The organism is Thauera sp. WH-1 (assembly GCF_047806685.1).
In the GTDB taxonomy this organism is placed as follows: Bacteria; Pseudomonadota; Gammaproteobacteria; order Burkholderiales; family Rhodocyclaceae; genus Thauera.
The window spans coordinates 92,669-115,543 of sequence record NZ_JBLQGP010000010.1 but is presented as its reverse complement, the minus strand read 5'-3'; the positions used below and the strand labels follow the sequence as shown (position 1 = coordinate 115,543).

The 22,875-nt window shown below is 70.9% G+C and carries 16 protein-coding genes; 7 read left to right on the top strand and 9 right to left on the bottom strand.

Annotated features, from left to right (window positions below):
- Positions 1 to 31 precede the first annotated feature (31 nt).
- Positions 32 to 1,189 carry an ABC transporter substrate-binding protein gene (locus ACMV5O_RS11655; protein WP_416163632.1) on the top strand — a complete coding sequence of 386 codons (1,158 nt, stop codon included), beginning with the start codon at positions 32 to 34 and terminating at the stop codon, positions 1,187 to 1,189.
- 12 nt (positions 1,190 to 1,201) lie between these two features.
- A complete protein-coding gene (locus tag ACMV5O_RS11650; RefSeq protein WP_416163631.1) occupies positions 1,202 to 2,248 on the top strand; it encodes an AbrB family transcriptional regulator in 1,047 nt (348 codons plus the stop codon).
- A gap of 305 nt (positions 2,249 to 2,553) precedes the next feature.
- Here the strand turns inward: ACMV5O_RS11650 and ACMV5O_RS11645 are convergent, their stop codons facing one another.
- The 3 genes from ACMV5O_RS11645 to ACMV5O_RS11635 are packed head-to-tail and all read right to left on the bottom strand — an operon-like array spanning position 2,554 to position 5,263.
- A complete protein-coding gene (locus ACMV5O_RS11645; protein ID WP_416163630.1) occupies positions 2,554 to 3,822 on the bottom strand; it encodes a polysaccharide pyruvyl transferase family protein in 1,269 nt (422 codons plus the stop codon).
- Between the two features lie 20 nt (positions 3,823 to 3,842).
- A complete protein-coding gene (locus ACMV5O_RS11640) occupies positions 3,843 to 4,643 on the bottom strand; it encodes an ABC transporter permease (protein ID WP_324540807.1) in 801 nt (266 codons plus the stop codon).
- Complete coding sequence (locus ACMV5O_RS11635) at positions 4,637 to 5,263, bottom strand: ATP-binding cassette domain-containing protein (protein WP_416163629.1); 627 nt, start codon at positions 5,261 to 5,263, stop codon at positions 4,637 to 4,639. Before ACMV5O_RS11635 ends, ACMV5O_RS11640 begins: the two co-directional genes overlap by 7 nt.
- Before the next feature lie 216 nt (positions 5,264 to 5,479).
- On the opposite strand from ACMV5O_RS11635, the gene ACMV5O_RS11630 reads away from it, so the two are divergent.
- Entirely contained in the window at positions 5,480 to 5,851 is a 372-nt protein-coding gene (locus ACMV5O_RS11630) for a hypothetical protein (RefSeq protein ID WP_416163628.1), read from the top strand.
- Positions 5,852 to 5,875: 24 nt separating this feature from the next.
- Here the strand turns inward: ACMV5O_RS11630 and mscK are convergent, their stop codons facing one another.
- Complete coding sequence (mscK, locus tag ACMV5O_RS11625) at positions 5,876 to 9,244, bottom strand: mechanosensitive channel MscK (RefSeq protein WP_416163627.1); 3,369 nt, start codon at positions 9,242 to 9,244, stop codon at positions 5,876 to 5,878.
- Between the two features lie 104 nt (positions 9,245 to 9,348).
- Between mscK and ACMV5O_RS11620 the strand changes: the two genes are divergently transcribed.
- Entirely contained in the window at positions 9,349 to 10,215 is an 867-nt protein-coding gene (locus ACMV5O_RS11620; protein ID WP_416163626.1) for a hypothetical protein, read from the top strand.
- A gap of 36 nt (positions 10,216 to 10,251) precedes the next feature.
- Here the strand turns inward: ACMV5O_RS11620 and ACMV5O_RS11615 are convergent, their stop codons facing one another.
- The 3 genes from ACMV5O_RS11615 to ACMV5O_RS11605 are packed head-to-tail and all read right to left on the bottom strand — an operon-like array spanning position 10,252 to position 14,242.
- Positions 10,252 to 11,604, bottom strand: a complete 1,353-nt coding sequence (locus ACMV5O_RS11615; RefSeq protein ID WP_416163625.1) for a tetratricopeptide repeat-containing protein — start codon at positions 11,602 to 11,604, stop codon at positions 10,252 to 10,254.
- Positions 11,605 to 11,655: 51 nt separating this feature from the next.
- Entirely contained in the window at positions 11,656 to 13,272 is a 1,617-nt protein-coding gene (locus tag ACMV5O_RS11610; RefSeq protein ID WP_416163624.1) for a serine protease, read from the bottom strand.
- Positions 13,273 to 13,282: 10 nt separating this feature from the next.
- Entirely contained in the window at positions 13,283 to 14,242 is a 960-nt protein-coding gene (locus ACMV5O_RS11605) for an esterase/lipase family protein (RefSeq protein WP_416163623.1), read from the bottom strand.
- A 192-nt stretch (positions 14,243 to 14,434) separates the two neighbouring features.
- Here ACMV5O_RS11605 and ACMV5O_RS11600 point away from each other — a divergent pair, with 192 nt between their 5' ends.
- Positions 14,435 to 15,640: a YbfB/YjiJ family MFS transporter gene (locus ACMV5O_RS11600; protein WP_416163622.1), complete on the top strand. Its 1,206-nt coding sequence runs from the start codon at positions 14,435 to 14,437 to the stop codon at positions 15,638 to 15,640.
- 10 nt (positions 15,641 to 15,650) lie between these two features.
- Here the strand turns inward: ACMV5O_RS11600 and nudC are convergent, their stop codons facing one another.
- Together nudC and ACMV5O_RS11590 are read right to left on the bottom strand one after the other, a co-directional pair.
- Positions 15,651 to 16,508, bottom strand: a complete 858-nt coding sequence (gene nudC / locus ACMV5O_RS11595; protein WP_416163621.1) for an NAD(+) diphosphatase — start codon at positions 16,506 to 16,508, stop codon at positions 15,651 to 15,653.
- Positions 16,508 to 17,620, bottom strand: a complete 1,113-nt coding sequence (locus tag ACMV5O_RS11590; RefSeq protein WP_416163620.1) for an NADH:flavin oxidoreductase/NADH oxidase — start codon at positions 17,618 to 17,620, stop codon at positions 16,508 to 16,510. The genes nudC and ACMV5O_RS11590 overlap by 1 nt, the downstream gene beginning before the upstream one ends.
- Before the next feature lie 185 nt (positions 17,621 to 17,805).
- Between ACMV5O_RS11590 and ACMV5O_RS11585 the strand changes: the two genes are divergently transcribed.
- Both ACMV5O_RS11585 and ACMV5O_RS11580 read left to right on the top strand, forming a co-directional pair.
- Positions 17,806 to 20,370 carry a TRAP transporter fused permease subunit gene (locus ACMV5O_RS11585; RefSeq protein ID WP_416163619.1) on the top strand — a complete coding sequence of 855 codons (2,565 nt, stop codon included), beginning with the start codon at positions 17,806 to 17,808 and terminating at the stop codon, positions 20,368 to 20,370.
- Positions 20,371 to 20,552: 182 nt separating this feature from the next.
- The gene (locus ACMV5O_RS11580) at positions 20,553 to 22,790 is read left to right on the top strand and encodes an NADP-dependent isocitrate dehydrogenase (protein ID WP_416163618.1); all 2,238 of its coding nucleotides are present in this window, start codon (positions 20,553 to 20,555) and stop codon (positions 22,788 to 22,790) included.
- Positions 22,791 to 22,875: the final 85 nt, after the last annotated feature.

Sequence of the window (22,875 nt, the reverse complement as noted above, 5' to 3'; positions counted from 1 at the left end):
GTGGCCGACCGGTGTGCAATGGGAGCGGAATGTGAGAACGGACGGGGCCAGGATCGACGACGACCGTGTGCCGGCGCACCGCGGGGACGTGCGCCGGTCGCTGCGCGGGCTGCGGGCGCTGGTCTGCGCGGCGGCGATGCTGTTGGCCGCAGTGGCCGGCGCCGAGCCCGCCGTCGACCGGTTCGAGCAGGCGCGCCGCGAGGGTCGGGTGGTGGTGTATGCGGCGGCCGACCAGGACGTCGTCCAGCCCATCCTCGACGACTTCGAGGCCTTGCACCCGGGGATTCGTGTCGAGTATCGCGACATGAACTCGAGCGAGCTGTACGAGCTGGTGGTCAACGAGCGCGCCGCCGGCCGGCCCGGGCCGGACGTGGTGTGGAGTTCGGCGATGGACCTGCAGGTGAAGCTGGTCAACGACGGCTATGCCCAGCCTCACCGTTCGGCCGAGACGGCGGCCCTGCCGCGCTGGGCGGTGTGGAAGGACGAGGCCTTCGGCACTACCTACGAGCCGGCCGCCATCGTCTACAACAGACGCCTGCTCGCCGAAGCCGATGTGCCCGCCACCCACGCGGCGCTGATCCGCCTGCTCGACGAGCAGCCCGAGCGCCTGCGCGGGCGCATCGGCAGCTACGACCCGGCGCGCTCCGGCCTTGGCCTGCTGCTGCATACCCAGGATGCGCAGGCCAACCCGATCGCGTTCTGGCAGCTCGTCGAGCGCATGGGCGATCTCGGCCTCGAGCAGCACGACTCGAGTGCCGCCATGCTCGACCGTGTCGCCGCCGACAAGCTGGTGCTGGCCTACAACGTGCTCGGCTCCTATGCGCACAAGCGCGCGCGCAGCGACGCGGTGCTCGGCGTGGTGTGGCCGCAGGACTACACCCTGGTGCTGAGCCGCGTTGCCTTCATCGCGCGCGATGCGCGGCATCCGGCGGCGGCCCGCCTGTGGCTGGATCACTTGCTGTCGCCGCGCGGCCAGGCCTTGCTCGCCGAGCACCTCGGCCTGCTGCCGGTACGCAGCGATGCCGGCACCGCCGGCGCCGACAGCGCCGCCGTCCTGCTGCACCGCAACCTGCGCCATGCCTTCCGTCCGATCCGCATCGGCTCGGGCCTTCTCACCTACCAGGATCAGGCCAAGAAGCAGGCCTTCCTGCGTCAATGGGACGCCCGTACGCGGCCCGCTACCGAGTAAGAGTCGTCTCCGATGAAGCTCCTTGCCGCGCCGTGGCGCCGCATTCTCCCCACGCTCGTGCTTGCCGCCGCCGCCGGCTGGCTCGCCGAGCGCCTGCAGCTGCCCTTGCCGTGGATGATCGGCCCGCTGTTTGCGGTAGCCGGTGCGCGCATGGCCGACATCGAGCTGCGCCCGCTGCCCGGGGGGCGGCAGACCGGGCAATGGGCGATCGGTGCCGCGCTCGGCCTGTACTTCAGCCCCGAGGTGGTGGCGCAGCTGAGCCTGCATGCGCCGCTGGTGGTGGCGGCTGCGGTGGGCTCGTTGCTGCTCGGCGTGCTGTGCGCGCTGATCATGCGTCGCCTGGGCGGAGTGGATGCGCCGACCGCCTTTTTTGCCGCTTTGCCGGGCGGGGCGTCGGAGATGGCCAACCTCGCCGACCGCCATGGCGGCGCGGTGGATCGGATCGCTGCCGCGCACGCGATCCGGGTGCTGTTGGTGGTGTCGCTGCTGCCCTTCGCCCTCACCTTCGCCGGGGTGCAGGGCAGCGACCTCTATGTTCCGCTGGTGCGGGAAGTGGACGCGCAGCACTTTCCGCTGCTGGTGGGCGCGAGCCTGCTCGGCGTGGCGACCTTCAAGCTGCTGCGCATCGCCAACGCCTGGGTGCTCGGTCCGCTGCTCGGCGTGGCGGCGGCGACGCTCGCCGGCGTGCCGCTGTCGGCGCTGCCGGTGTGGGTGGTCAACGGCGGCCAGCTGCTGATCGGCTGCGCGCTGGGCTGTCGCTTCTCGCGCGCCTTCTTTCGCGCCGCACCGCGCTTCATGGGTGTTGCCGCGCTGACCGCGGTGCTGTCGATCGTGTTCTCCTTCGCGCTGGCGGCCCTGCTCGGGCTGGTGTCTGCGGTGCCACTGCCGACCCTGTCGCTGGCCACCGCGCCCGGCGGCGTGTCGGAGATGTGCATCACCGCCAAGGTGCTGCAGTTGGGCGTGCCGCTGGTCACCGTGTGCCACGTGCTGCGGGTGGTGGTGCTGACCGTGGGCGCGCAGTGGAGCTTCGGGGTGTTCCGGCGCCTGGTGGCGGCCTGAGGCCGGGATGAGCGCGGCGGCCGGTGCGCCCCGGGCGGGGCGCCGGTGCCGCACGGTCGGGTTCAGGCGCCGTCGGCCAGGGCCGGATAGTCGGTATAGGCCTGCGGCCCCGGGCTGTAGAAGGTCGCCGGGTCGGGCGCGTTGAGCGCGGCCTTGCGGCGGATGCGCTCGGGGTGGGTCTGCAGCGCGGCGCCTCGTCCTTGGGCGTACAGCGCTGCAATACCGGCCTTCGATCATGCGGGTGGGCGATCGTTTCCTGGATTGCATTGCGCGGTGATCGGGGCGCGGCAGAACAGGCGAAGCCGTCAGCGACCGTCGAGCGCCGCGAAGCAGCGCCCCGCGGCATCCGCGGCCAGGCCGGCGAGCCGCGCCGCGCGTGCGTCGCGCTTCGACGCGGGCTCGGCCCGCGCCGCTTGCGCCGCCCGGATTGGGCTGCCTGCCGCGATTTCGTGCAGGTGAAGGGCATCCGCATGCCAGGTCTCGAGGTAGGCGCGCAGCTTGTCGCCCTGTGCCCCGGCCCGCACGAGACTGGCTGCGGGGCGGGCGAAGGCTTCGGCGACAATGCGCGCATGCAGGCTGCTGGCAAGGCACAGCGTGCAGCCGGCGAGCAGCGCGCACAGCTCGAGCAGATGGGTGCTGGCGGCGACGAGGCAGCGCGCGGGTTCGCGTAGTCGCTCGCGAAGGCGGCGCAGGACTGCAGGGTCGTCGTGCCAGGGCGCACGCCCGGCGCACCACAGCACCAGCCCGAGGCCGGTATCACGCAGCAGGCGGTCAAGCCCGACGGCGAGGGCGTCGAGCGTGGCGTCGTCGCCGCACTCGGCGCTCAGCTGGGCGGCGATCCAGCCGCCGGGAAAGCGTGCGCGGATCCGGGCCGGTTCGCCCTGCTCGGCGCGCTTCGCGATCTGCGCGCCGAGCACGCGCGCGACGAGGGCGGCGGGGTCGGGGGCAAGGCCTGCCGCGATGCCGGCGGTGGCGAGCCAGGCCTGGGTGCGCCGATCGCGCACCTGGACCAGCGCCGCACTGCGCAAGGCTGCGCAGGCCTCGGCCTGCACCGCGCCCGGCAGCCCGGCGAGGCCGACGCCGCCGCTGCCGGCGTGGACGATGCGGGTGGCGGGGGGCAGTATCGGCGCCGACGCCAGATAGGGCAGCTGGCGCGCGATCCCCAGCCACTGTTGCGCCCAGCGCTCGCGGCCGGCGAGGTCGCGGTCGTGGTGGGCGATGGCGCGTGCGGCCTCGTCCCGGCCCATCAGCATGATCGCCGCCTCATAGGCGCGGCAGTCGAGGATCTCGCCGCCGACCTGCAGCAGGCCGGGGGGCGCCGCCTGGGGGTCGGCCGCGGCGCGCAGGCGCAGGGCGCGGGCGATCGCGTCCACCGGTTGCACCTGCACGCCACCGTCGGCGCGCAGGTCGCGCACGGCCAGTCCGGCGAAGTGCAGCGGCCGGTCCGGGGCGAGGCGCGCGGCCTGCGCTGCGGCGATGTGGCCGAGCAGCAGGTCGCCGAAGTTGTGCCGGTCGAAGGCGCCGAACAGGACCAGCGGCGTAGCCTGCGGCGGGCCGAGGGGATCAACGCTCATCGCCGGCGCGCCGCCCGCCTTCAGTCCTGCGGTGTGCGCAGCCGGTCAAGGCGCAGGCGCTGGCGCTCGTCGAACAGACGGCGGGCGCCCAGGCTGACTGCGACCACGGTGCCGAAGCCGGTGCCGCCGGCGATCAGGAACATCACCAGGATCTGGTATTTCACCGCCTCCACCGGTGGCGTGCCGGCAAGGATCTGGCCGGTCATCATGCCCGGCAGGCTGACGATGCCGGCAGCGGCCATGGCGTTGATGATGGGGATCATGCCGACCCGGATCGCCTCGCGCCGGGTATCGGCGATGGTCTCGTTCCAGTCCTGGCCGAGGGCGAGCCTGGCCTCGAGCACGCTGCGCCGGGCGGCGGCGTCCTGGGTCAGGCGGTCGAGGCCCAGCGCGATGCCGTTCATGGTGTTGCCGAGCACCATGCCGAGCAGCGGAATGGCGTACTGCGGCGCATACCAGGGGGTGTTGCCGATCACCGCCAGCAGCGCCATCACGGTGACGGTGAAGGAGGACACGAACATCGACAGCGTGCCCAGGCCGAAACCCCACCAGCCGGTAAAGCGGCGCTTCTGGCGCGCCATCACCTCGCGTCCGGCGGCAGTGATCATGATCGCCGCCATCGCCGCCACCCACAGAAAATGGACGTTGTCGAACAGCAGCTTGAGCACCAGGCCGATCAACAGCAGCTGGATCGTGGTGCGCGCGGCCGACACCACCAGGCGCTGCTCAATGCCCAGGCCCAGGCGCAGCGACAGCCCGGCCAGGGCCAGGATCAGCAGCGCGGCCAGCGACAGGTCGAGGACCGAGAGCGCGATCACCATCGGTCGCCCTCCGCCCCGGCATGCGTGTCCGGGTGAAGCTGGCCGTCCTCGAGCACGAAGCGGCGCCGGGACACGCGCGCGGCCTGGCGCGGGTCGTGGCTGACCCACAGCAGCGCGGCCTGGTGCTCGCGGCGGTAGTCGTCGAGCAGGGCTTCGACGCGGGCGGTGCTGTCCTCGTCGAGGTTGCCGGTGGGCTCGTCGAGCAGCAGGGCCGCCGGGCGGCGCATCAGCGTGCGCAGCAGGGCGAGGCGCTGGCGCTCGCCGGTGGAGCAGCGCGCCACCTCCCACTCGAGCGCCGCCGCGGGCAGGCCCAGGCGTGCGAGCCAGTCCGGCTCGCAGCCCTCGCCAAAATGGGCGCCGACCGTCTCCGCCCACCACTGGCCCTCGGCCATCACCAGCGCGACCTGGCGGCGCCACTCGGGGGGCGGCGTCGCAGCGCAGCGGCGGGTGTCGAGGCGGGCCTCGCCCTGGTGCGGGTCGAGATCGGCAATGGCGCGCAGCAGCAAGGATTTGCCGCTGCCCGAGGCTCCGCGCAGGCACACGCATTCGCCGGCGGCGACCGTGAGCTCGATCGGGCCGACGTGGCGGGTGCGCAGCTGGTGCAGGACAAGGGCGGGCATGGCCTGCATCTTCGCGGTCGCCGGCAGCGATTTCAATGGCCGGCGCGTGCGGCGGACGTGACTGCAGGTGGCGGCACTTGCAATTGGTGACGGCGGGTGCAGTGCATTTGCGCGAAAATGCCGCTTCCGCTGCTGTGCGGAATCTTTTCATCGCGCGGGGTTCTGACCTGTGCGATGCGGCGCAGGTGGTCTGCGCAGCTCATCCAGGACACGCTCATGCACAAGGATCCCCGTTTTTCCGGCATTTTCCTCAACCTCGACCGTGGCAGCGCGACGCCGCCCTCGCTGTGGCAGAAGATCGTCGGTGGGGTGGTGATGGTGGGCGTGTTCGTGCTCGCGCTGACCTTCTCGGTGGCGCTGTTCGCGGTGGTGCTGACCGTCGGTGCCGTCGCCTGGGGCTACCTGTGGTGGAAGACCCGCGCGGTGCGTAAGGCGATGCGCGAGCAGATGGAGGCCCGCATGGCCGAGCCCGGCATGCGTGCGGGTGGCGCGGGGACGGCCCCGCGTGCGCGCGGCCTGATCATCGAAGGCGAGGTCATTCGCGAGGTGAAGGTCGAGGAGCCCCCGTCGGCGGACAGCCGGCACTGAGCGCCTGTCCTTGGCGCGTCCGTCTCACTTCGGATCGTCGCCGCGTGCGCTCGGGCGCTCGGGGCCGGGCGGTGGCGGCGCGATCGTCTGCAGCCGCGCCTCCTTGCCGTCGATGCTGCGGATGTGCACATCCATCTGGGTGAAGGCGATCTCGATGCCGTTGTCCTTGAAGCGACGGTCGATCTCGCGGTTGATTTCGTCGATGGCGGCGTTGCGGTCGGCGAGTTCGCGCACGTGCACCCGCAGTTCGTGGTCCAGCGTGCTGGCGCCGAAGCTGAGGAAGAACACCAGCGGCGCCGGCTCCTTGAGCACGCGCGCGTTGTCGCTGGCGATCTGCAGCAGCAGCTGGCGGGTGAGCTCGAGGTCGGAGCCGTAGGCCACCCCGACCTTGACCGTGACGCGGGTGACGGTGTCGGTCAGCGACCAGTTGGTGAGCTGGCCGGTGATGAAGGCCTTGTTGGGGACGATCATCTCCTTGCGGTCGAAGTCGGTGATGGTGGTGGCGCGGATCTGGATGCGGCTCACCGTGCCCGACACGTTGCCGATGGTGACGGTGTCGCCGATGCGCACCGGGCGCTCGAACAGGATGATGAGGCCGGACACGAAGTTGGCGAAGATCTCCTGCAGGCCGAAACCCAGGCCGACCGACAGCGCCGCCACCAGCCACTGCAGCTTGTCCCAGCTCACCCCCAGCGTGCCGAGCGTGGCGACGATGCCGACGCCCATGATCACGTAGGACAGCAGGGTGGTGATGGCGTAGGCGCTGCCCTGTGCCAGCTTGATGCGTGACAGCACCAGCACCTCGAGCAGGCCGGGCAGGTTGCCGGCCAGCATGAAGGCGATGCCGCCGATCACGAGCGCGGCGAGCAGGTCGCGCAGGCTGATCGGGGTGCTGGTGGCGGTGTCGCCGCTGCCACTGACGTACTCGTACAAGGTGATGTTGTCGAGGTAGGCGAACACCGTGATGAGGTCGGCCCACACCCAGTACAGGCTGACGATGAGGCCGGCGAGCAGGCCCAGATGCACGAGCCGCAGCGATTGCTGGCTGATGCGATCGATGTCCAGCCGTGGCGTCTCGGCGCCATCGTCGGCCTCGCCACCGGCCAGGCCCTCGCGCTGGGCCGCTTCGCGGCGGGCGACCGCCTGCTGGTGGTCGAGGCGGCGGGCGGCGACGCCGAGGGCGCGGATCACGGTTGCTTCGACCAGGCGCCAGACGATGAGCACGAACAAGGTGTCGATCAGGCGTCCGGTCAGCTTCAGCGCGGTGTAGTAGTAACCCATCAGCACCGCGGCGATGAGGGCGATCGGCATCAGCCCGAGCGCGAGCCCGATGGCCACCCGCAGCGGCGAGGGGCGGAGCTCGTGCGAGCGGTGGATCAGCAGCCGCCCCATCAGCCAGGCCATGATCGCGTAGCCGGCGAGCAGGGTCAGGATGCCGAGCACGTCGTTGGCCAGCACCTCGGGCTGACGCTCGGCGAGGGTCACGATAGCGACCACGGCGAGCACGACGAGGCCGAGTTGGCGCATGCGGCGATGCAGTTCGCGCACGCGCTCCAGCGGCCAGCGGAAGTGGCGCTCGGCGACGCCGCCAGGGGCGAGCACGCGGTAGGCGGTGTAGAACACCAGCCAGGCCTGGGCCATCTGCAGCAGCGCCGCGCCCAGGCTGGCGTTCTGGCCGCGGGCGTCCATCTGCAGGGCGAGGCCGGCGAGCGCCAGCAGCAGGCTGCCGGGCAGGGCCAGCAGCAGGTTGAAGAAGATCGCCAGCGGCGTGTGCAACTGGCTGTCGCGGCGCACGTAGCCGATGTCGCCATGCAGGCGGTCGAGCTTGTCGCGCAGCCAGCGCCGGCGCGACAACAGCCCCAGCGTCAGCAGCAGCACCGGCAGAAAGAGCAGGGGGCGCGCCTGCAGCCCCGACCACAGCTCGGACATGGCCGACCGCCAGGGAATGGCGGCGAGCTGGGCCTGCAGCGTGGCGGGAACGGCCTGCAGCCAGGCGAGATCGAGCGGGCGGTTGCTCGGGATCCAGAACATCTGCTCGTCGAGGGTGGTGCGCAGGCGGTCGGCGGTGGCCTGCAGCTGGCGCTCGTTGAGCTGCAGGGTGATCGACTCGTTGAGCACCGCGTTGAGCTCGCGGTTGAGGCGCTCGAGCAGCTCGGCACGTGTGCTCAGCAGCGCCAGCAGCTGCGCACGCATGTCCTCGTCGACCTGTTCGGGCGGGGTGTCGGCGAGCAGGCGCTCGACGTGGGCGGCGGGGCGACCGAGTTGCTCGCGCTGCTTGTTGACCTCGAACTGGTACAGCCGGATGTCGGCAATCTGCTCGGCAAGCTGCTTGTCCACCTGCGGCTGTGGCAGGGCGCGCTTCTGCTCGAGCAGGATGCGCGACAGCAGCAGGCTGCCCTGCAGCACGTTGATCTGCTCGTCGATGATGCTGCCGGCGCGGTTGAGGCTGTCGAGCTGCTGGCGCGTGGCGAGGTTACGCTGGGTCAGGGTGTTGAGGTGCTCGGTCGCGCGCAGCAGGTAGGACGAGAGCTCCTGGTTGGTGGCGACCTCGCGGGCGAGCAGGCTGTCGCCGCCCGAGGCGTCCTGCGCGCGCGCGACGGCCTCGACGGTCTCTGCCGCCTGCGCGCTGCGCTGGGCGTTGATCGCCGTCTGCAAGGCCTGCACCTGGGCGCCCAGCAACTGCAACTGCAGGGTGGCGAGGTCGCGCCGGGCCTGGCCGAGGTCCTGCAGCACGCTGCCGGCGGCGAGCTCGCGCTGGCGCAGCGTGCTCTGGGCATCGAGCGCATGCCATTCCGCGGCCAGCGCTTCGCGCCGGTCGACGCTTAGCGCGCGGCCGTCGCGCCCGGGCTCGCGATTGGCGGCGAGGGCGGCTTCGAGGGTGGCCATGCGGGTCTGGTTGGCGCTGATCTCGGTCTGGGCGCGCTCGGGCCCGGTGCGCGCGCCCAGCAGCAGGGCGTTGGCCTCGTCCAGGCTGCGCTGCCATTCGACGAGGGTGGCATTGCGCTCGACGAGGGCTTGCTCGAGTTCGGCGGCGGACAGGGAAGGGTCGATCGTGGCCGGGGCGTCTGCGCCGGCATCGCCGTCGGCCTGCAGGGCGGCCAGTTGCGCGCGCGCCTCGGCGGTGCGGTTCGGTGCCGCCTCCAGACGCGCGTTGAGGGTGGCGAGTTGCTGGCGGTAGTCCTCGGCCGCCGCGAGGTTCGACAAGGCCTGTTCCAGCGCCTGCTTGGCCGCCTGCTGCTCGGCCTCGGGCAACTGGCGATCGGCGAGTGCGGCGACGCGCGCGCGCAGATCCTCGGCCGAGGGCGGCAGCGGCGGCTCGGCGCTGACCGGCAGCGCCAGCAGCACAATCAGCAGGAGGGCGAGGAAGCGGGGCAGATGCAGGAACGAGGCCATGCGGGCGGGGGTGTGCAAGGGGAGCAAAGGGGGAGGGGATGGCGGCGCAAGGCCGGAGTGTACCCTGCCCGCGGCCGTGCGCAGCGGGCGCGGATCGTAAGCAAGTGTCGGCCGCCGATGCCTCCGCGCCGGAACTCTTCGTGCGCGCCGGCGCACTCACTCACACCCCCTGCTCCACCTGGGATGCCCTTGTCGCCATGCCGCCCGTCGCTCGCCTGATCCTTCCCCTGCTCGTCCTGCTGCTTGCCGCGCTGGCATGGCTGAAGCCGCTGGACCAGCTCGCCGAGACCCATGCCGAGGCCGGCCTCAAGCGCGCGGTGGCGAGCTTTGCCGCGGCGCGTGCGCTCAACGCGGTGATCTCGGTCGTGCAGGGCACCGAGGTGACGGGCGGCGTGGTGGTGGGCGTCAAGCTCGCGCCCGGCCAGGTGCTGGACCCGGTCAATGATCTGATCGAGCAGTTCTCCACCCTGATGCTGGCGGCGAGCATCGCCTTCGGCACCCAGCTGCTGCTGATGCAGATCGGCGCCGGCTGGCTGGTGGCCGCCGCCCTCAGCCTGGTCGCGCTCGCCTGGGCCGGTTGCTGGCTGCGGGGGCCGCCGCCGGCCTGGTTGTCGCGGGTGCTGGTCGCCCTGCTGCTGGTGCGCTTCATCGTGCCGGCGGCGGCGCTCACCAGCGAGTACGCCTTCCAGGCCTTCATGGCCGACGAGTACCAGGTGCACCAGCAGGGCATCGAGCAGGCGGCGGATTCCTTCGGCGCGCTGCCGGTGGCCGAGGAGGCGGCGAAGGCGCGCTGGTGGGAGCTGCGCGAGCGCATCGAGGAGCTCAAGGCTTCGGCTGAGCGCATCGTCGATCACACCATCCGCATCGCCGTGGTGTTCCTGATACAGACCCTGGTGCTGCCTTTCCTGGTGATGTGGGGGATGTTGCAGGCGGGGCGGCTGCTGCTGACGTCCGCCGCTGCCCGATCGTAGCGCCGGGCGCGACGGCGGCCGTTCCGGCAGCGATCCTCAATCCCCCTGCGCCGCCTCCAGGCGCGTGATCAGTGCGCCGAAATCCGCCTGCATGGCGGCGTCCGTGATCTGCGCGAGGTGGCGGCGCAGGTCGGCCAGCGTGGTACCGAGTTTCCAGGCGGCGGCGCCCTCGCGTTCCACCTCGCGGGTGAGCTGGCGGGCGAGGGGCAGGTTGTGTTCGGCGAAGGCGAGGCCGAGCAGGGTGGGCTTGAGCCATTCGTCGGGGTTGCCGCGCTGGCGCGCGCGCTCGCAGGCGAGGCGGGCGGCGCAGGCGGCGGCTTCGGCCTGGGCTTCGTCGCCGTCGTCACCGCGTTCGCGCAGCAGCGCCGGCAGGTTGCAGCTGCAGTAGTAGTCGTTGAGGTCGAGCAGCATGCCGCGCTGGTAGGCCTCGATGGCGCGGTCGAGCATGCGTGCATCGGGCCTGCCGGCCGCCACCGAGGCGTTGTAGAGCTTCTTGTAGCGGCCGCCGATGAGCCCGCTGCGCTCGGGGTTGTCGCCAAAGCTGCGGATCATGGCCTCGAGCGCGGCGATCGCGTCGGTGGGCGAGCCCTGGTAGCTCTGCGCCAGCGCGCGCTGCTCCTGCAGGTAGGGGCTGCGGCGGATCGCCTCGGGCAGGGCGTCGATGAATGCCAGCGTACGGGGCCAGTCGCCGAGCACGTCGCGCACGAAGCGGAAGATCTCGATCGCGGTGGCGTCGAGCTGGATGTCGGCGGGCGGATTGTCGGCGAGGAAGGCCTCGGCGGCGGCCGCGCGCCCTTCCCTGGGCATGTTGCGGATCGCCAGCATGCGCCCGCGCAGGGCCTCGAAGGCCTCGAGCTGGTCGGCCAGCTCCTGCGCGCGGCGGTCGTCGGCGGGGATGTCGGGGTAGCCGCTGATCAGGGCATGCACCGGCGAGCGCCCGGCGCGCACCTCGGGGATCGCCTTCGTCAACACCGCCTGGATGGCCTGCGCCTCGTCGGCGTCGGGCTTCTCGTGCGCCAGCGGATAGGCGATGCGGCGGATCTGCTGCAGGTCGAACACCGGCTGCGCCCAGTTGGCGGCGATCAGCACGCAGTTGTCCTCGCGCGCGGCGTGGCGCACGCCGATCTCGTAGTAGGCGTTGGCATTGGCGATGCTGATGTCGGCGACGACCAGATGCGCGAAGAACAGGCGCTCGAGCATCTCCTTGACGATTACCGCGCCGGTGTCCTGGTCGGCGCGCACGGCGCGGTAGCCAAGCGACTCCAGGGCCGGGGCGATGGCATTCGTCCACAAAGCGTCGAAGTCGACGCGCGGCGGGTGCGGTGGCGCGGCACCGGTGTCCTTGGTGCCGAAGGGCATCACCATGAAACAGATCGGACGCAGGCTCATGAGGGACTCCGGTCTTGAAAGGTCGAGTGGCAGGGAAGCGGCGCGCGGCATTTATCCGCCACGCAGGGCGGCGACGATGGAGAGCATCGCGATGCCCTCGTTGGCCGGGTAGGTGCCGGGCTTGCCGTTGAGCTTGGACAGCACGCCGCCGGCGTGGTGCAGGCCGATGACGCGCCAGTCGGCGGCGTTGAACACCGGGCTGCCCGAATTGCCCTTTTCGGTCGGCGCACGATAGTGCAGGCGGCAGGGCGTGCCGTCGAAGCGGTTGTCGGCGGGGCCTTCGTGGTCGAGCAGTTCGTTGTCCTGGAAGGAGAACTCCAGGCCGCCGCCGCCGGTGTGGCCGATCACATAGACTTGGCTGCGGCCCTGCTCGGGCTGCAGCGGCAGGCGCCTGGCAAAGGGCAGCGGGGCGACGCCGGCCGGTGGCGGGGCGTCGAGCTCGAGCAGCGTGGCGTCGTGGCGGTCGACCGGCGAGCTCCATACGATGCGCGCGACGCCGTAGCTGCGCTCGGCATCCGCAGCCTCGAACACGACGCTGGCGTCCTCGGCGCGTAGCGCGCCGCTGCTGGCCTCGGCATTGACGACATGGAAGTTGGTCAGCACCAGTGCGCGCGCCACCGGCGGCAGGCCGAGATCCTCGGCCGCGACCAGGAAGCCGGTGCCGATGCGGGCGTCGAGCCCGGCGCGGATGGAGGCCACCGAGGACGCGCTGCGCAGCCCGGTCTGCCACCAGCGGTAGGACTTGGTGCCATCGGCGCCGAGGATGGCCTCGAGCTGGGCGGCGGGCGGTTCTGGCGCCTGCTGCAGGCGCTGCAGGTCGTCGCGGTCGAGCTGCAGGCGCGCGCCGGACAGTTGCATGAGGCGCGTGCGCAGCGCCTCGAGCAGGCCGCGCTCGCGCTCGCCGGCGCTGGCGAGCTCCCATACCTGCTCGAACTGGCGCAGGGTGCTGGCGACGGCGAAGGCTTCGAGATCCTTGGGCTCCTGGCGCAGGAAGAGGCCGAGGTGGTGCTCCGCGCGGTCGAGCTCGCCGAGCGCGAGAAAGGCTTCGGCGAGTGTGGCGTGATGCCAGCAATCGGCGGCGGGGGCGTCGTGCAGGTGGCTGACGATCTGGCGGGCGAGCGCGCGGTGGTCGAGGCGGGGCGCGCGGCGCAACTGCATGCGCTCGGCGCAGGCGGCGACGGCGACCAGGTTGATCGCATGCCAGGTGTTGCCGGGGTCGGCCTCGTAGGGCTTGCGATAGGCGCGCACCGCGTTGCCGAGCGCATCGAGGTCGCCGGGCGCCAGCGCCCGCCGGGCGTCGATGAAGATTTGCTTCCAGGCGCGGCCGAGCAGGCCGTGCAGCTCGGCCCATTCGGCTTCGCCTGCGTCCACCCGGCGCAGGGCGGCGTGGGCGACGTCGATCGCCGCGCTCGGCTGGCCGCACTCGATCAGGGCCTGCACCTGCAGCCGGCGTACCCGGGCGTCGGCCGGGGCGTGACGGGCGAGGCGGTCGGCGAGCTGGGCGAGGAGGGCGAACTGGCGCTGCTTGCGCAAGCGCTCGAGCTGGTCAAGCAGCGATGGCGGGCGGGCGTCGAGATCGCGCCAGGGATAGTCGGCGAGCAGCGCCTGCGTCTGGCGGACCAGGGCGTCTTCGGCGGGGGCGTCGCCGAGGGGTTCGGGTGCGGGCATCGCCGTGGCCTTACAGCTCGAGCAGGCGGCGCAGCGTGTCGCGCAGCGCGGGCTGGCCGAAGTACTTGACCAGCGAGTGGCGCCACCAGCCGCTGTTGTTCACCTCGGTATCGGTGATGCGCTTGAGGCCGGCCGACAGGAAGTCGTTGGCGATCTTCGGGTCGGCGCCGCACACCACGTCCAGGCGGTCGAAGAGGTTCACCCAGGCGTCGCGGAGGTGGCTGGCGGGGTAGCCGTCGATGCGCGTCCATTCGGGCTTGAAGCAGTCCTGTAGCTCGTCGATGCCGAGCGGACTGCCGAGCGTGATCAGTCCGTCGACGGGCGGGCAGTCGGGGACGCGCTTGAGGCAGTCGTAAGCGATGAAGGTGCCCATGCTGTGGGCGACGACCACGTGGCGGTCGCTGTCGACCGCCTTCAGCGCATCGATGAAGCGATGCCGGATCTCGGTCTGGACGCGATAGGTGGTGCCGGGACGCGGCGAATGCTCGACGTTGAACAGGTAGTGATGGGCGTCGCGCAGTTGCGCGGCCATGATGCGCTTCTTCAGCCACCAGGGCAGCGGGATGCGCTCGAGCGGCGTGGCGCCGGGCGCGGTGGCGGGTTGCGGGGCGCCGGCGGCGGCCTCGGCCGCTTCGGCGGCGGCGATCTCGGCGTCGCTCAGGCGCGTGAAGTTGGCGCGCATGGCATCGAGAAAGGCCTGCTCCCGCGCGTTGGCGGCGACCGGCGGCGGCGGGTTGCCGCTGGCGTCGACTTCCTCGGCGCTGCGCTCGGCCGTGCTCTCGTAGGCGGCGACATCGGGGTCGGGCTGTGCGTACAGCACGTCGGCCCAGTACACCAGGCGGCTGCTGACGCCTTCGGCGGCGAGGTCGAGCCCGCCATCGCCCTTGGCCAGCGCGCGCAGCCAGATCTCGTAGAGTTTCTGCGCCTCGGGCTTGTTGGCAAGACCGTGGATGAAGGTGACGTGTGGCATGGTGGGGCTCCCCAATCGAGTCGCGGCGAGGCTGGTGTCGGATGTCGCCTGCGCGATACCGTCGCCCGCCCTTGTCAAGATAGGCTGATGCATCCGGCAAGGCAACGCACCGGCGGTGCACGTGCAGGCGTCGCCCTGCGCCAGTATGCTACGCCGCCGACGGCCCCCGACCCACCCACAAGAATCCCGCCCATGAAAGACCAGATCCAACGCATGAAGGTGCTCGGCGCCGGCATTTTCAGCCTCCTGCTGGCGATGGGCGTGGCGCGCTTCGCCTATACGCCGCTGCTGCCGGTGATGCAGGCGCAGGCCGGGCTGGGCCTGGCCGAGGGCGGCTGGCTGGCGGCGATCAACTACGGCGGCTACCTCTGCGGCGCGCTCATCGCCTCGTTGATCAGCGACCTCGTGCTGAAGGACCGCCTCTATCGTATCGGCATGGTGGTGGCGGTGCTCAGCACGCTGATGATGGGTCTGAGCACCGACTTCACGGTGTGGGCGGTGTCGCGCTTCGTGGCCGGACTGAGCACATCGGCCGCGATGCTGCTCGGCACCGGGCTGATCCTGAACTGGCTGATCCGGCATGACCACCGCAGCGAGCTCGGCATCCACTTCAGCGGCATCGGCCTGGGCATCGCCGGCTGCTCGCTGGCAGTGGCGCTGATGAGCACCTGGCTGGACTGGCGCGGCCAGTGGTTGGCCTTTACCGCGATCGCCTGCGTGCTGCTGGTGCCGGCGCTGGCCTGGCTGCCCGCGCCGGATCGCAGCACGACGACCAAGACGGGCCAGGCGATGGAGGACAGGCCGCCGAGCGCCCTCTTCCTGCGCCTGTTCATGGCGGCCTACTTCTGCGCCGGCGTCGGCTACGTGATCAGCGCGACCTTCATCGTCGCCATCGTCGACCGCCTGCCCGGCCTGGCCGGCCACGGCACGCTGAGCTTCCTCGTCATCGGCCTGGGTGCGGCGCCGGCCTGCATCGTGTGGGACCTCATCGCGCGCCGCACGGGCGAGCTCAATGCGCTCATCCTGGCGGCGGTGCTGCAGATCGGCGGCATCGTGCTGCCGCTCACCGTTGGCGGCCTGGTGGGCGCGATCGGCGGCGCGCTGCTGTTCGGCAGTACCTTCATCGGCATGGTGAGCCTGGTGCTGACGATGGCCGGGCGCTACTTCCCGACGCGGCCGGCGAAGATGATGGGCAAGATGACGCTCTCCTACGGCGCGGCGCAGATCATCGGCCCGGCCGTCACCGGCTGGCTGGGCGGCGTGTTCGGCAGCTACGCCGGCGGGCTGTACCTGGCGGCGGCGGCGATGGTGCTGGGGACGGCCCTGTTGCTGGTGCTGAAGGCGGTCGAACGCCGCGACCTGCGTGCGCTGGCGGCGGCCGGATCGGCGCCGGCCTGAGCGTCCGCCTTCAGCCCGCGGGCGGCCAGGGCCGGCCGTGGCGGCGGCAGAAATCGCGCAGCAGCTGGTTGGCCATCGCATAGCGCATCGGAAACACCGGCGGCAAGGCGTCGACGTGGAAAAAGCGGGCGTCCTCGATCTCCGCGGGCGCGCACACGATGTCGCCCCCGGCGTACTCGGCCTGGTAGCCGAGCATCAGCGAATGCGGGAAGGGCCAGGGCTGGCTGGCGAAATAGCGCAGATTGCGCACCTGCAGCCGCGTTTCCTCGTGGATCTCGCGGTGTACCGCCTGCTCGGCCGACTCGCCGGCGTCGACGAAGCCGGCCAGGGTGCTGTACAAGCCGGGCGGAAAGTGCGGCGAGCGGCCGAGCAGGATCTCCTCGCCGCGCTCGACGGCGACGATCACCACCGGTGACACGCGCGGATAGTGCTCATGGCCGCAGTCCGGGTTGGTGCAGCGGCGCGCAATCGGCCCGGTCGCGAGCGCGGTGGGGGCACCGCAACTGCCGCAGAAACGATGCGTGCGGTCGAACTCGAGCAGCTCGAGCGCACGCGCGGCCGCGCTGCGGGTGGCGGCGGGCAGGGTATCGAGCAGGGCCTTCAGGTGTTCGAAACGATGGCCGGGCGGCGGCTCGCGCTCGCGCTCGAACTCGGCGACCAAGCAGGGCTCGCCGGCGGGGCCGAGGAACTCGAACATGCGCAGCGGTGGCCGGGCGCCGAGCTGCTGGCGGCCGGTGACGGGCAGGCCGCTGGTCGCGCTCACCAGCAGTTGATGGCCCCGAAAGACGAAGCACGAGGCCGCGCCAGCGGCGGTGCCGGCGAGGTTGACGGACGCGACGGACGCGACGGGGTTGCGGCCCTGCGTCATCAGCGCTGTCCGATGCGGATGTCGCCGAACAGGGTCTTGTGCGTCGCTGGCTGCGAGCGCCAGTACTGGCGCGGGGCCTTCACCGTGGCGCCGAGCACCGCCGCGGCGTGCCACGGCCAGCGCGGGTTGTAGAGCATGGCGCGGGCGATGCCGACGCAGTCGGCCTGGCCGCGGGCGACGATCTGCTCGGCCTGCTCGGCTTCGGTGACGAGACCGACGGCGATCACCGGCATGGCCACCTGCTGGCGGATCTCGGCGGCGAGCGGCACCTGGTAGCCGGGTCCGAGGGGAATCTTCTGCAGCGGCGACACGCCGCCGCTCGACACGTGGATGAAATCGCAGCCGCGCGCCTGCAGCGCCTTGCCGAAGGCGATGCTCTGGGCGACGTCCCAGCCGCCTTCGACCCAGTCGGTGGCGGAGATGCGCACGCCCAGCGGCAGGCCGGCGGGCAGCACGGCGCGCACCGCGTCGAAGACCTCGAGCGGGAAGCGCATGCGGTTTTCCAGGCTGCCGCCGTAGTCGTCGCCGCGCTGGTTGGCGAGCGGCGACAGGAACTGATGCAGCAGGTAGCCGTGGGCGGCGTGCAGTTCGATGAGATCGAGGCCGAGGCGCACGCTGCGCTGCGCGGCGGCGACGAAGCTGTCGCGCACATGGGCCAGGCCGGCCGCGTCGAGCGCCAGGGGCGGGGCTTCGGCGGGCGCGTGCGGAATCGCCGAGGGGCCGACCGGGCACCAGCCGCCGGCCTCGGGCGCAATGAGCTGGCCGCCGTCCCATGGCGTGTGGCTGGAGGCCTTGCGCCCGGCATGGGCGAGCTGGATGCCGAGCGGCATGTCGGAGTACTTGCGCACGCTGGCGAGCACGCCGGCGAGCGCGGCTTCGGTGTCGTCCGACCACAGGCCGAGGTCGGCGGGCGTGATGCGGCCCTCGGGGGTGACGGCGGTGGCCTCCAGGATCAGCAGGCCGGCGCCCGACAGCGCGAGCTGGCCGAGGTGGATCAGGTGCCAGTCGGTGGCGCGGCCGTCCTCGGCCGAGTACTGGCACATCGGGGCGATGACGATGCGGTTGGGCAGCTTCAGCTGGCCCAGTTCGATCGGCGTGAAGAGCTGGCTCATCGTTACATCCTGCGCGAAGAAGGGAACTCGGATGCGCAGACTGCCACCACCCGGGCCGGAGCGGAAGAGGCGCAGGGGCGGAGGCGGCGCTGAGGTGGTGGCGTCGGTCGTGGCGGGTGCGAGGGACGACCGCGCCGGCGTGCTGTGCGATCATGCCGGCTCGGGACGACGACAGCCGGCGAACCATGACGCACGGAGTACTCCCCAGCGAGAACAGGGCCCTGGCGCATGCCGCCGGGGCCGACAGCACGGTCGGCAGGCATGTGACCGTGATCGCGCTTGCGTGGACCGGCGTGCAGCTGTGGGCGGCGTCGCCGCTGCCGCTCGCGGCCGGCGTGTTCGTGCTCGGCGATGCCGGCCTGCGCTCGCTGCATCTGGCCTTCGCGCTGTTGCTCACCTTCCTGATCCTGCCCGCCTGGGGTCGCCCGGGTGGCTACCGCCTGCGACCGGTCGATCTCGCCCTGGCCACCGTGGCCGCGCTGTGCGCGGGCTATCTGCAGCTGTTCTACGCGCGCATCAGCGCCCATCCGGGTGATCCGGGCACGCTGGACCTGGCGGTGGCGCTGACCGGACTGCTGCTGCTGCTGGAGGCGTCGCGTCGCCTGCTCGGGCTGCCGATGGTGCTGCTGGCGCTGGCGATGCTCGTCTACCTGTTCCTCGGCCCGCATGCGCCCGAGCTGATCGCCCACAAGGGCGCCTCGGTGGCGAAGGCGATGGAGCACCTGTGGCTCGGCACCGAAGGCGTGTTCGGCGTCGCGCTGGGGGTGTCGGCGGGCTTCATCTTCCTGTTCGTGTTCTTCGGCGCCCTGCTCGAGAGCGCCGGTGGCGGCAGCTACTTCGTGCGCAGCGCGCTGGCCCTGGTGGGGCACCTGCGCGGCGGGCCGGCGAAGGCGGCGGTCGGCGTGTCGGCGGCCAGCGGGCTGTTCTCGGGCTCGTCGATCACCAATGTGGTGACCACCGGGCCGCTCACCATCCCGCTCATCAAGCGCATCGGCTATCCGCCGGAGAAGGCGGCGGCGATCGAGGTCGTGTCCTCGGTCAATGGCCAGGTGATGCCGCCGGTGATGGGGGCGGCCGCCTTCCTCATGGTCGAGTACGTCGGCATTCCTTATCTGGACGTCCTCAAGCACGCCCTGATCTCGGCGCTGGTGGCTTACCTGGGCCTGCTCTATATCGTGCACCTCGAGGCGGTGAAGGCCGGGCTGCGCGGCCTGCCGCGGCTGCAGCCGCGGCGCTGGCAACGCAGCGTGCTGCGCTTTGTCGCCGGCTTTGCCGGCGTGGCGGCGGTGCTGCTCGGGGTGTCGGCCTTCGGTGCGCTGGGCCGCATGCTGCTGCCGTCGGCTGCGGCCTGGCTGACCGCGCTCGCGCTCGCATTGGCCTACGTGCTGCTGCTGCGCCTCGGTGCGCGCCAGCCCCTGCCCGACGAGGCGCCCGATGCGCCGCTCACGCGCATGCCCGCGGCGGGGCCGACATTGAAGTCGGGTCTGCATTTCCTGCTGCCGGTGGGCGTGCTGGCCTGGAATCTGGTCATCGCGCGCCTGTCGCCGACGGCGGCGGTGTTCTGGGCGATCGTGTTCCTGGTCTTCATCGTGCTCACCCAGCGCCCCTTGCACGCGTGGTTCCGCGGCGAGCGCGAGGCCCTGGCGCTGGCCTTCGCGCGCGGGCTGCAGGACCTGGTGGACGGCGCGGTCAGCGGCGCGCGCGGCATGCTGGTGGTGTCGATCGCGACCGCGACCGCCGGCATCGTGTTCGGCACCGTCACGCTGACCGGCATCGGCCTGGTGATGACCGAGCTGGTCGAGGTGCTGTCGGGCGGCAACGTGATCCTGATGCTGGTGCTGGTGGCGCTGATCTGCCTGGTGCTCGGGCTGGGCCTGCCGACCACCGCCAACTACATCGTCGTGTCCTCGCTGATGGCGCCGGTGATCGTCACCGTCGGGGCGCAGAACGGTCTGGCGGTGCCGCTGATCGCGGCCCACCTGTTCGTGTTCTATTTCGGCCTGCTCGCCGACGTGCTGCCGCCGGGCGGCCTGGCGAGCTATGCGGCGGCCAGCATCGCCGGCGCCAACCCCTTCCGTACCGGCTACATCGCCTTCCGCTATTCGATGCGCATGGCGCTGCTGCCGCTGATGTTCGTGCTCAACCCCAAGCTGCTGATGATCGGCGTGGAGGGCGTGGCGCACACGCTGCTGATCATTGCCAGCGCGGCACTCGCGGGCTTCGTCTTCATTGCCTTCAACCAGGCCTGGCTGCTGGTGCGCACCACGCGCTGGGAGCGCCTGGCCTTGCTCGGCGCCGCGCTGATCCTGTTCCACCCCGGCCTGCTGCTCGACCCCATCCTGCCGCCCTTCCGCGCGCTGGAAGGCGCCGCGGCCCAGGCGGCGATCGCCGAGGCGCCGCGCGATGCGCACCTGCGGGTAGTGGTGGAAGGCCGCCGCCTCGAAGGCGAGGTGGTGGAGCGCGTGGTGCTGCTGCCGCTCGGGGAGCCGAGGGCCGCTGCCGTGTCGCGGCTGGCGGCGAGCGGCATCGACGCCGTCGTCGACGAGGCCGGCATCGCGCTGCGCGCGGTCGCCTTCGGCAGCCCGGCGGCGAAGCTCGGGGTCGAGGCCGGCTTCAGGCTGCAAGCGGTCGAGGTCGCGGCCGATCGCATCGCGCCGGAATGGATGTTCCTGCCGGCCCTCGGCCTCATCGGCTGGGTGCTGCGCCGCCAGCGGCGGCGGCGCGACGCGGCGGCGGGTGCGCAGGGCTGAGCGCAGCCGGCTGATTCAACCTACAAATTTCCCTTCTGCGCCGCTGAAGTGCGAAAATGCGCGCGCACCGCATGTCGGGTTTCGACGATCGCGGTCGTTGCGCGCATGGCCTCGGCTGCCACTGTGGCGAATCGAGGCCTGCCACCGTTCTTCACCAAAAGATCAAGGTCCAGGGGGAATCAATGTCTGCAGGGAAATCGAAGATCATCTACACGCTCACGGACGAGGCGCCGCTGCTGGCGACGTGCGCATTCCTTCCGATCATCCGCACCTTCACCGGCCCGGCAGGCGTCGACATCGAGAAGGCCGACATCTCGGTCTCCGCCCGCGTGCTCGCGGAGTTCCCCGACTACCTGACCGAAGCCCAGCGCGTGCCCGACACCCTGGGCGAGCTGGGCCGCCTGACCCAGGATCCCGACACCAACATCATCAAGCTGCCCAACATCAGCGCCTCGGTCGCGCAGCTCAAGGCCTGCGTCAAGGAACTGCAGGCCAAGGGCTACGCGATCCCCGACGTGCCGGAAGACCCCAAGACCGACGAGGAGAAGGCGATCGCGGCGCGCTACTCGAAGTGCCTGGGTTCGGCCGTCAACCCGGTGCTGCGCGAAGGCAACTCCGACCGCCGCGCCCCGGCCGCGGTCAAGAACTACGCCAAGAAGAACCCGCATTCGATGGGCGAGTGGAAGCAGTGGTCGCAGACCCACGTCTCGCACATGCACCGCGGCGACTTCTACCACGGCGAGAAGTCGATGACGCTGGACAAGGCGCGCGACGTCAAGATGGAGCTCATCACCAAGTCGGGCAAGACCCTCGTGCTCAAGCCCAAGGTCGCGCTGCAGGACGGCGAGATCATCGACTCGATGTTCATGAGCAAGAAGGCGCTGTGCGAGTTCTACGAGCGCGAGCTCGACGATTGCCGGGAGGCCGGCATCCTGTTCTCGCTGCACGTGAAGGCGACGATGATGAAGGTCTCGCACCCGATCGTGTTCGGCCACTGCGTCAAGATCTACTACAAGGAAGCCTTCGAGAAGCACGGCAAGCTGTTCGACGAGCTCGGCATCAACGTCAACAACGGCATGGTCGACCTCTACGACAAGATCAAGACCCTGCCCGAGTCCACGCGCGACGAGATCATCCGCGACCTGCACGCCTGCCAGGAGCACCGCCCGGCGCTGGCGATGGTCGATTCGGCCAAGGGCATCACCAACTTCCACTCGCCCAACGACATCATCGTCGACGCCTCGATGCCGGCGATGATTCGCCAGGGCGGCAAGATGTGGGGCGCCGACGGCAAGCCCTACGACGCCAAGGCGGTGATGCCGGAGTCGACCTTCGCCCGCATCTACCAGGAGATGATCAACTTCTGCAAATGGCACGGCAACTTCGACCCGCGCACGATGGGCACGGTGCCGAACGTCGGCCTGATGGCGCAGAAGGCCGAGGAATACGGCTCGCACGACAAGACCTTCGAGATCCCCGAGGACGGCGTCGCCAACATCACCGATCTCGCCACCGGCGAGGTGCTGCTGACGCAGAACGTCGAGGAAGGCGACATCTGGCGCATGTGCCAGGTCAAGGACGCGCCGATCCGCGACTGGGTCAAGCTCGCCGTCACCCGCGCGCGCAATTCGGGCATGCCGGCGATCTTCTGGCTCGACCCCTATCGTCCGCACGAGAACGAGCTGATCAAGAAGGTCAAGACCTACCTCAAGGATCACGACACCAGCGGCCTCGACATCCAGATCATGAGCCAGGTGCGGGCGATGCGCTACACGCTCGAGCGCGTGGTGCGCGGGCTGGACACCATCTCGGTGACCGGCAACATCCTGCGCGACTACCTCACCGACCTGTTCCCGATCATGGAGCTCGGCACCTCGGCCAAGATGCTGTCGATCGTGCCGCTGATGGCCGGTGGCGGCATGTACGAGACCGGCGCCGGCGGTTCGGCGCCCAAGCACGTGCAGCAGCTCACCCAGGAGAACCACCTGCGCTGGGATTCGCTGGGCGAGTTCCTCGCCCTGGCGGTGTCGCTCGAGGACCTCGGCATCAAGACCGGCAACGCGCGCGCCAAGCTGCTGGCGAAGACCCTGGACGAGGCCACCGGCAAACTGCTCGACGAGAACAAGTCGCCCTCGCCCAAGACCGGCCAGCTCGACAACCGCGGCAGCCAGTACTACCTGGCCAAGTTCTGGGCCGAGCGTCTGGCCGAGCAGACCGAGGATGCCGAGCTGGCGGCAAAGTTCGCGCCGCTCGCCAAGGCGCTGGCCGACAACGAGGCGAAGATCATCGCCGAGCTCACCGAGGTGCAGGGCAAGCCGGTCGACATCGGCGGCTACTACAAGGCCGACCCCGAGAAGACCAAGGCCGTGATGCGTCCGAGCGCCACGCTCAACGCCATCCTGCAGGCGGCCCGGGGCTGATGATGGCGCCGGCCTGACCGGCGCGGTCGCAACCAGACGCGCGGGCGAACCGGCAAGCGGTTCGCCCGCGCGTTGCTTTTTGGAT